6 protein-coding genes are annotated in these 6406 nt (G+C 63.4%); 3 read left to right on the top strand and 3 right to left on the bottom strand.

The window, feature by feature from the left end; genetic code table 11:
- Nucleotides 1-919: VCBS domain-containing protein (locus tag LB529_RS17830; RefSeq protein ID WP_224711832.1), on the bottom strand; the 919-nt coding region annotated here is incomplete at its 3' end.
- A gap of 625 nt (nucleotides 920-1544) precedes the next feature.
- Entirely contained in the window at nucleotides 1545-3038 is a 1494-nt protein-coding gene (locus tag LB529_RS17825) for an ATP-binding protein (protein ID WP_224711828.1), read from the bottom strand.
- A 205-nt stretch (nucleotides 3039-3243) separates the two neighbouring features.
- Here LB529_RS17825 and LB529_RS17820 point away from each other — a divergent pair, with 205 nt between their 5' ends.
- Nucleotides 3244-3498 carry a hypothetical protein gene (locus LB529_RS17820; protein WP_224711827.1) on the top strand — a complete coding sequence of 85 codons (255 nt, stop codon included), beginning with the start codon at nucleotides 3244-3246 and terminating at the stop codon, nucleotides 3496-3498.
- Nucleotides 3499-3812: 314 nt separating this feature from the next.
- On the opposite strand, the gene LB529_RS17815 is transcribed toward LB529_RS17820, so the two are convergent.
- Nucleotides 3813-4298, bottom strand: a complete 486-nt coding sequence (locus LB529_RS17815; RefSeq protein WP_224711826.1) for a hypothetical protein — start codon at nucleotides 4296-4298, stop codon at nucleotides 3813-3815.
- 188 nt (nucleotides 4299-4486) lie between these two features.
- On the opposite strand from LB529_RS17815, the gene LB529_RS17810 reads away from it, so the two are divergent.
- A complete protein-coding gene (locus LB529_RS17810) occupies nucleotides 4487-4852 on the top strand; it encodes a RidA family protein (protein WP_140846294.1) in 366 nt (121 codons plus the stop codon).
- Nucleotides 4853-4971: 119 nt separating this feature from the next.
- Nucleotides 4972-6210 (top strand): amidohydrolase/deacetylase family metallohydrolase, encoded by a 1239-nt coding sequence (locus LB529_RS17805; RefSeq protein WP_224711825.1) that lies wholly within the window; start codon nucleotides 4972-4974, stop codon nucleotides 6208-6210.
- Nucleotides 6211-6406: the final 196 nt, after the last annotated feature.

The raw sequence follows: 6406 nt of genomic DNA, 5'->3' as shown, positions 1-6406 counted from the left end.
CGGCCTCGCTCACCGCCCGGTCGTCGGTGACCGAAGCGTCGACCACGATCGAGGCGGCGTCGTTGGTGCCGGTGATGGTAATCGTAACGTCATGCGTGGTCGTGCCGCCGTGGCCGTCGTCTGCCTTGATCGTATAGGTCAGGGTGAGATGCTCGCCCGCCGCGAGATAGTCGAAAGCTTGCGGCGTGGAATTGAACGACCAGTTGATCGCGCCCGATGTGTGGCTGTTGTCGATGACGGGATTGCCGCCCAGCGACAGCATGTTCACGACATCGGCAGCGTGAAGGGAGCCGGTAGCTCCGCCCAAGGTCACTCCCGTCACCGAGGCATTGACCGTATCATGGATATCGACATCGCTGACGGTCAGCGTACCGTTTGTCGACAAAGGGGAGTTTGTTTCGTTAAGCGTGACAGCATCGTGATCGCCGGCGGTGACGGTGATCACCGGGGCATCGTTGGTACCTGTGATCAACACCGACAGCGTACCCACGCTGAGCGTGCCGTTCGACATCTTGATCGTGTATTGGATCGTGTCCGTGAACTGCTCGCCAGCGCCGAGCGCGTTGATCAGGGGGGCTAGAGTGGTTGCGTCATAATGAATCTTGTTGTCGGTGCCGATCCAGAATTTCGCCCCGCTCGTGCTGCTGGTTTCGATGACGTTCGCACCGTCCTGGACCAGCAGGTCCTTATTGTAGTCAGCGAACGCCTTGTTGGTGACGACAATCCCGGCCCCTCCGTCATCGTTCTTGATGCCGTCATCCACCGAATAGATCGTCGTCTTGGTTCCGCCGCCGCTCGCCGCGAGAACGTCGAATGTGAACAGGAGGCTGCCATCCTCGCTGCCGGATTGCGTCAGATTGGCTGCCGCGCCCGAATTCGAAAACGTGACGGTCGAGCCTGAAACTGTTGTGGTCGCCATTGCCAACTACCCCCTGTGATCCCTTTGCGAACAATGGAAGTGTTCGCCCCAACGGTTACTGCTGATCCTGGTGCGGACGACGCAAGCGAATGCTTCCGCCCGCGGCGGTTGGTCAGGACCAAGCCACTCTGATTGAACGTAAAGACTTCTCTCGCTGAGAGACAAAACTCCACCCCAGAGCGCTTGCACGCTCGTGCCCCAAAACGTTCCTAGCTGGCGTGCCCCCCTCGGTCGCCGCAATCGCGGGACAAGCATACCTATATTCAGGTATATTAGCTTTTTACGATTTGGAAACCATAACGGAATATATATCCCCCCGTAATGTTAACGATTCATTAAACATTTAACAAATCTGCCACCCCATCGATTGATGCCTGTGTCTCCCAAAGTGGGCTGCGATTTGGAGGGATATGCACAAAACAAAGACTTAAAGTGCACGGGCCGAGTCCGTTTCGGCGCAGCGTCATTTGATGGCGCAGCGTTGACTTCGCCATCGCTCGGTCGCTGGCATTTCTGTTGGAAATTTTATCGAAACATGTAGTGCTGCGTGCAACCGACAAAGCAGGCTCGCCGTCAACCAATGGCGCAAAGGCCGCCAGAGCGCGGTCGCCAGCGTCTTCCGATGTCAGCCAGCCAGGCTGTCCTGCTCCAAGGCATTCGGATCACCCGGCGCCGTCGCCCAGGCGAGCTCGACCAGAGTCACGGTGCGCCGGCCGGCGCCGTCGACCTGGCAGACGATGAGGCCCTGCTCCTCGATATAGTCGAGCAGCCGGCGCGCGCGGCGCAGCGAATGCGAGCCGTAAGCTCGCGCGATCGCCGCGTCGCTCGGGCAGGGCCAGCCTTCTTTGGCGGCGCGCGCGATCATCATGAACACGCCCTGCATGTCTTCGGGCAGCAGCGAGGCGCGCACGGAAACGTCGCGCCAGGCGTCGTCCTCGGCCATATCGGAGCCGACGCCGGCGCGGGCGCGCGTCAGCATGCGGCGGAACTCCGTCAGGTCGGGCACCACGGAGGCGAGCCCTTCGATGCGGCAGCGGACCACGAACTCCTGGTAGAGCACGCCGATGACGCGGAACCCGGCATCCGGCTCGGCCAAGATGGCGCGCAGGATACGGTCCATCCGCTCGCGCCGCTCTGCCAGGTCTTCGGCGCTTGGTTGCGGTTCCATCGGCTCGGGGCGGATGTCCAGCGGCGCGGCCTTGGCCGCCATCAATTGGTCGAGCAGGTCGGGCGAAGGCCGGCGCTGCGGCCTGACCGTCTCCGGCGGCGGCGCGGCAAGAATGATCGCGCGCGCATCTTCGAGCGCGGCTCCCGGCATCGGCATCAGCCGCGGCGTGCCGTTGCGCGGGCTGGTTTCGGTCTGGCCGATGCGCACGCCGAGCGGACGGCGCGACAAGGCAGGACCGAGCGCCATGAAATGCCCGCGCTCCAGGTCGCGGAAAGCTTCGGCCTGGCGCCGTTCCATGCCGAGCAGGTCGGCGGCGCGCGCCATGTCGATGTCGAGGAAGGTCCGGCCCATCAGGAAGTTGGAGGCTTCCGCCGCGACGTTCTTGGCGAGCTTCGCCAGCCGCTGCGTGGCGATGATGCCGGCAAGCCCGCGCTTGCGGCCGCGACACATCAGATTGGTCATGGCGCCCAGCGAGAGCTTGCGTGCCTCGTCCGAAACCTCGCCAGCGGCGGCGGGCGCGAAGAGCTGCGCCTCGTCGACGACCACGAGCATCGGATACCAATGGTCGCGCGCGACCTCGAACAGCCCGCCGAGGAAGGCCGCGGCCCGCCGCATCTGGTTCTCGGCATCGAGCCCTTCGAGGTTGAGCACCGTCGAGACGCGGTGTATGCGCGCCCGCTCGCCAGCCGCCTGCAGGCCGCGCTCGGTATGTTCCTCCGCGTCGATCACCAGATGGCCATAACGTTCACCCAGGGACACGAAGTCGCCTTCCGGGTCGATGATAGTCTGCTGCACCCAGGGCGCGCTCTGCTCCAGAAGACGGCGCAGCAGATGCGACTTTCCCGAGCCCGAATTGCCCTGCACCAGCAAGCGGGTCGCCAGCAACTCCTCAAGGTCGAGGGCCGCCGACGCGCCTGCCGTCGTCTGCCCCATCTCGATTGCAACGGTCATATTTCGACTCGGATCGTCTCCCTGCGCGCGACGGGCTTATCAACCCGAGCGCGGTGCGTCGAGCTTACGCTGCCGTTAGCCAGCAGGTGTCCACATCTCACGGCAGGCTGTCGCCAGCCACACTGGTCGGACCACCATTTTGCTGGCACATTCCAACCGTTGGCGTATCATCTTTTGCGGGAGGGTTCATGGCAGGAGGAGGCCGATGAACGTCGCTGCGGAAGTGCCCGTCATAGATCCGACGGTGCAAGACCTTGTTTCATCTGCTCTTTCGAAATTTCGCGCCGGCGATACCATCTCGACCCGGGCGATGATCGACGCCATACGCCGATCCGACCCGGCTTGCCAGGACAGTGACGACCATCTCATCGAACTGATCGTCATGGCCGCCGTTGGTAAGACCATGGGCGTCGTGTTCGACCACCGCTCGCCCGATGAGCGGTTGCCACGGCTGTCCTAGCGAGCCCGTCGGCTGAAGCCTCCCTAACGTCGTCATCCACGGGCGGAGCAAGGAGCGAAGCGACGCGCGCAGACCCGCGGATCCATTCCGTGACTTCGAAGCGTCGCAGTGGTGCAGAACTTCACTCGGGGTTGCGCCATTGCGATGATATTCTGGAACCATCCCGCTCTTCGACCGTCGTCACGGAATGGATTCTAGGGTCTGCGCGCGTCGCTTCGCTCCTTGCTTCGCCCTAGAATGACGAACCAACTGGCGCTTCGGCTAAACTCCACAATGGGCGATTTTGCCAACGCAGGCTGTCCGACAGGCCCCGCCTAGCTGCCCAGCGGATGCGGCATATAGCCGACAAAGCCGCCAATCTTCCAGCGTCCGCCCACCTTGCGGCAGAAGTAGAGCGTCTGCCATTTGAGCCGGTCGACGCCACCGTCGGCCTTGGCGACCGAGCCGTCGAACTTCTTGTGCAGCACCGCGCGATCGCCGTCGACGTCGATGTCGCGCATGTTGGTGACGCGAAACAGCGCTTCGCGCAGCGGCTCGGCGAATTTCGTCGCCGCGGTTTCCTTGGCCTGCCGCAGCCATTCGTCGCGATAGACCTCCAGCCGGGGGAACTGCAGCCGCCAGGCATCTGCATTGGCAAGGAAATGCGCATGCATGCCGAAGAAGCTTTCCGCGATGAAATCGTCCTCGACCATCGACCAGTCCTGACCGAGGAAGGCGTCGATATCGCGCCGCACCAGCATTTCCCACAGCGCGTGGCGGTCGGCATCGCCTTCCGGAAACGGATTCTTGTCGAAGGTCATGCCGATCTCCCTCATATGCGCGGCCGATTTCAAGCCGCGTCGAGCGCAAGATGCTCAGGCTTCTGTAATAAAGCAACATGGGTTTCGAAAGAATGTTGCTTTCCGACATTGGCTCTAGGAGGATCGTGCCGACAGGCGTAGACGGCTATGTAACCCCGGTTCCCGTCGTCGATTGAAGGAGGCTCCCCTTGTCCAAGCAGTGCTTTGGGAAATCCCACGTTCCGCTCTCGCCCGCCGTCCGCGCCGGCGATTTCGTCTATATTTCCGGTCAAGTGCCGGTGGGCAGCGACGGGCTCGTGATCAAGGGCGGCATCGCCGAGCAGGCCGAGCAGGTGCTGCAGAACGTCAAAGCGGCCCTGGCGCTCGCCGGCTGCACCATGGACGATGTGGTGAAGACCACCGTCTGGCTGGAGGACGCGCGCGATTTCGGCACATTCAACACCGTTTATGCAAAACATTTCCCGAAGGATCCGCCGGCGCGGACCACGGTCGAATCGCGCCTGATGATCGACATCAAGATCGAAGTCGAAGCCGTCGCCTATCGGCCGGTCTGATCGCCCGCTCGGATCGCTTGAAGCAATTCCAGAAAAAGTGCTTAGCGGTTAGTTCGGCGACTTCGCCGTAGCCTTCCGTCCGGAATTGCGTGAAACGAACAGACAAAGCGAGGGCACCGATGCAGTTCGATCTCCTGATCAAGGGCGGGCGCCTCATCGATCCCGCATCGGGCCTGGAGGCGCCACGCGATGTTGCCATTGCCGACGGCCGCGTCGCCGCGATCGACGCCGCCATCAATGCCGAGGCGGCGAGTGAAGTCGTCGACGCCAGGGATTGCATCGTCACGCCCGGCCTCATCGACCTTCACAGCCACGTCTACTGGGGCGGCACCTCGCTCGGCGTCGACGCCGACCGGCTCGCCGCCAAGAGCGGAACCACCACTTTCATCGATGCCGGCAGCGCCGGCGCCGGCAATTTCCTGGGCTTCCGCCGCCATGTCATCGAGCGCTCGAAGGTCCGCATCCTCGCTTACGTCAACATCTCCTTTGCCGGCATATTTGGCTTCGCCAAGACCGTATCCGTCGGCGAATGCGGCGATCTCAGGCTTTGCGAGCCGCGCGAGACGGTGGCGGCGGCGCGCGAGCACGCCGATGTCGTCGTCGGCGTCAAGGTCCGCTCCGGCAAGCATGCCGGCGGCTCGAGCGGCATCGCGCCGGTCGACCTCGCGCTCGAAGCCGCCGACAAAGCCGGCCTGCCGCTGATGGCGCATATCGACGAGCCGCCGCCCGGCCGCTCGAAAGTGCTGCCCAGGCTGCGCCGCGGCGACATTCTCACCCATTGCTTCCGGCCTTTCCCCAACGCGCCGGTCTTCGCCTCCGGAGCGGTGCGGCCGGACATGCGGCTGGCGCGCGAGCGCGGCGTCATCTTCGACATCGGCCACGGCATGGGTTCCTTCGACTTCGAGGTGGCGAGGGCGATGCTTGCCGAGGGCCTTGCGCCCGACGTCATCTCCAGCGACGTGCATCTCTACTGCGTCGACGGTCCGGCCTTCGACATATTGGTCTGCATGTCGAAGCTCATGGCGCTCGGCATGTCGCTGGTCGAGGTGCTGCGCGCGGCGACGCAGCGGCCGGCGGAGGCGATCGCAAGGCCGGAACTCGGCGCGCTGAAGGTCGGCGGCACCGGCGACGTCGCCGTGTTGAAGCTGCAGCCCGGCCGCTTCACCTTCGTCGATGCTGTTGGAGCGTCACTGGTCGCGGATCAGCGACTGGTCTCCAATGGCATCGTCATCGGCGGCAAATGGTGGCCGAACGAAGCGCCCGACCACAATGAGACGGAGCGCTTCGAGGCCCATGCGCATCACACGCATGTGGATGTGGCGGCGAGGCATTTTGGCCCCTCATCGTCGTCATTCTAGGGTGGAGCGACGCGAAGCGGAGCGCAGACCCTAGAATCCATGCCGTGACTGTCACCGAAGAATGCAGCGGTGCAGAATGGGGATCGAGACGCCCGGCGAAGAATCGCCTCCTGTCCGCTTGCGCACGTCACGAATATCACGGCATGGATTCTAGGGTCTGCGCCGCGTCGCTTCGCTCCTTGCTCCGCCCTAGAAT

It is taken from the genome of Mesorhizobium sp. CA5 (genome assembly GCF_020165105.1).
Classification (GTDB): Bacteria; Pseudomonadota; Alphaproteobacteria; order Rhizobiales; family Rhizobiaceae; genus Mesorhizobium.
Note: the sequence above shows the minus strand (reverse complement) of the source record. Positions and strands in the feature narration are given on the sequence as shown.

Excerpts from the sequence above, each read along its gene's own strand:
- LB529_RS17825 (WP_224711828.1), bottom strand. The coding sequence starts at position 3,038 with ATGACCGTTGCAATCGAGATGGGGCAGACGACGGCAGGCGCGTCGGCG.
- LB529_RS17820 (WP_224711827.1), top strand. The coding sequence starts at position 3,244 with ATGAACGTCGCTGCGGAAGTGCCCGTCATAGATCCGACGGTGCAAGAC.
- LB529_RS17815 (WP_224711826.1), bottom strand. The coding sequence starts at position 4,298 with ATGACCTTCGACAAGAATCCGTTTCCGGAAGGCGATGCCGACCGCCAC.
- LB529_RS17805 (WP_224711825.1), top strand. The coding sequence starts at position 4,972 with ATGCAGTTCGATCTCCTGATCAAGGGCGGGCGCCTCATCGATCCCGCA.